Raw genomic sequence first — 1,893 nt, 5'->3', positions numbered from 1 at the left:
CGTCGGCGGGCGAGGCCACGCCGCAGATCGTCTTCAACGTGACGGCGAGCGATGCCGCGAGCTTTCGCAAAAGCGAAGGGCAGATTTCCGCCATGCTGGCGCGTAGCGTCTCGCGCGGGCGGCGTGGTTTGTGACGATGATGTTGCGAGGATGAGATGAGCGGTTTTCATGAGGTTCGGTTCCCGTTGCGGCTGGCGCTCGGGGCAACCGGCGGGCCGGTGCGGCGCACCGATATCGTCAACCTTTCCAACGGGCGCGAACAGCGCAACCAGCGCTGGCGGGATTCAAGGCGCAGTTATGATGCGGGATCGGGCGTGAAATCGCTTACCGATCTCTATGCGGTGCTGGAGTTTTTCGAGGCGCGGGGCGGGCAGCTTTACGGCTTTCGGTTCCGCGATCCGGTCGATTGGAAATCCTGCGCGCCGGGCGAGACGGTATCGGCGACCGACCAGACGATCGGCGCGGGCGACGGGGAGACCGCGGCATTCCAGCTCGTCAAAATCTACGCGGATGGCGGCGGCAGCTGGACGAGGCGGATCGTCAAGCCGGTTGCCGGAACGATCGTCCTGTCGGTGGATGGCGTTGCGCAGGCGCCGGAAGCTTTTTCCGCCGATGCGGCGACGGGGATCGTCACTTTTGCCGCCGGCCATGTTCCGGCGATCGGCGCGGTGGTGCGGGCGGGTTACGAATTCGAGGTGCCGGTGCGGTTCGACACCGACCGGATCGACGTCAATCTCGCCCATTTCGATGCCGGGCGCATCCCGACCATTCCGCTGACGGAGGTTTTGGCATGAGAACCATACCGGCTGATCTGGCCGAGCATCTGAGGCAGGAGGCAACCACCACCTGTCACGCATGGCGGGTGACGCGGCGCGACGGCATGATCCTGGGTTTTAGCGAACACGACCATGACCTGATATTCGGCGGCACGACCTTCCTGGCGGCAAGCGGGTTTTCGGCAAGCGAGGCAGAGGCGGCAACGGGACTTTCCGCAAGCGCCGACGAGGTCGTCGGTGGCTTTTCAAATGCGGCGATTGGCGAGCAGGATCTGGCGACCGGCAGATATGACGGGGCGCGGGTGGAACTGTTTCTCGTCAATTGGGCGGCACCGGACCAGCACGTGCTTTTGAACGTGCGGGAGATCGGCGAGGTTTCCCGCACCGGCGGTCAGTTTCGCGCAGAGCTGCGCAGTCTGGCGCATCGGCTGAGCCAGCCGCAGGGGCGCGTCTACAACCGACGCTGCGACGCGAGCCTCGGGGATACGCGCTGCGGCGTAGACCTGGCCCTGTGGCGCGGCGAAGGGGCGGTGGTCGCGGTAAAGGACGCGAGCCGGATTGTGGTCTCGGGGCTGGGTGGTTTCGCGAGCGGGTTTTTCCGCCACGGCGTGCTGACGTTTTCGGACGGCGTAGCGGTCGATGTCGACGCGCACGAGAAGAGGTCCGACGGTTCGGTGGAGCTGACTTTCTGGCTGCCACTGGAGGAGCCGGTTGCGGCGGGCCACACGTTTACGCTGACCGCGGGATGCGACAAGTCGTTTGCAACCTGCAAGGCGCGCTTTGCGAACCATCTGAATTTCCGCGGTTTTCCGCATGTTCCCGGCGCCGATTTTGCCTATTCCTATGTCGATGGGGAGCGGGTCCATGACGGCGGCCCGATCTTCGAATGAGCGGGCAAAGCGAGCGGATCGTGGCACTGGCCGAGGGATGGATCGGTACGCCCTATCGCCATCAGGGCGCAACGAAGGGCGTCGGCTGCGATTGCATCGGGCTGATCCGCGGGATCTGGCGCGAGCTTTACGGCGAGGAGCCGGGGATGGTGCCCGCCTATGCGCCCGATTGGGCGGAGCGGAGCGGTGAAGACCGGCTCGCGGACGCGGCCGCGCGGCTCTTCGGG

Annotated in this window: 2 protein-coding genes and 2 pseudogenes; all 4 read left to right on the top strand. The window is 65.5% G+C overall.

Features of this window, described 5'->3' with window-relative positions:
* A pseudogene (locus tag MOV61_RS29705) lies at positions 1-134 on the top strand (phage tail tape measure protein); the annotation flags it as partial.
* A 21-nt stretch (positions 135-155) separates the two neighbouring features.
* Positions 156-794, top strand: coding sequence for a DUF2460 domain-containing protein (locus MOV61_RS29700; RefSeq protein WP_247139148.1), 639 nt, complete (start codon positions 156-158; stop codon positions 792-794).
* Positions 791-1,666, top strand: coding sequence for a DUF2163 domain-containing protein (locus MOV61_RS29695; RefSeq protein WP_247139147.1), 876 nt, complete (start codon positions 791-793; stop codon positions 1,664-1,666). The genes MOV61_RS29700 and MOV61_RS29695 overlap by 4 nt, the downstream gene beginning before the upstream one ends.
* Positions 1,663-1,893, top strand: a pseudogene (locus MOV61_RS29690) (peptidase P60); the annotation flags it as partial. The gene MOV61_RS29695 and the pseudogene MOV61_RS29690, both read left to right, overlap by 4 nt.

Origin of the sequence: Neorhizobium sp. BETTINA12A, from assembly GCF_023006485.1 — a bacterium.
GTDB lineage: Bacteria > Pseudomonadota > Alphaproteobacteria > Rhizobiales > Rhizobiaceae > Neorhizobium.
This window is presented reverse-complemented; position numbering and strand designations above follow the sequence as displayed.

What these genes read in the sequence shown, in the direction of transcription:
- MOV61_RS29700 (WP_247139148.1), top strand. Translation starts at nt 156, where the DNA reads ATGAGCGGTTTTCATGAGGTTCGGTTCCCGTTGCGGCTGGCGCTCGGG.
- MOV61_RS29695 (WP_247139147.1), top strand. Translation starts at nt 791, where the DNA reads ATGAGAACCATACCGGCTGATCTGGCCGAGCATCTGAGGCAGGAGGCA.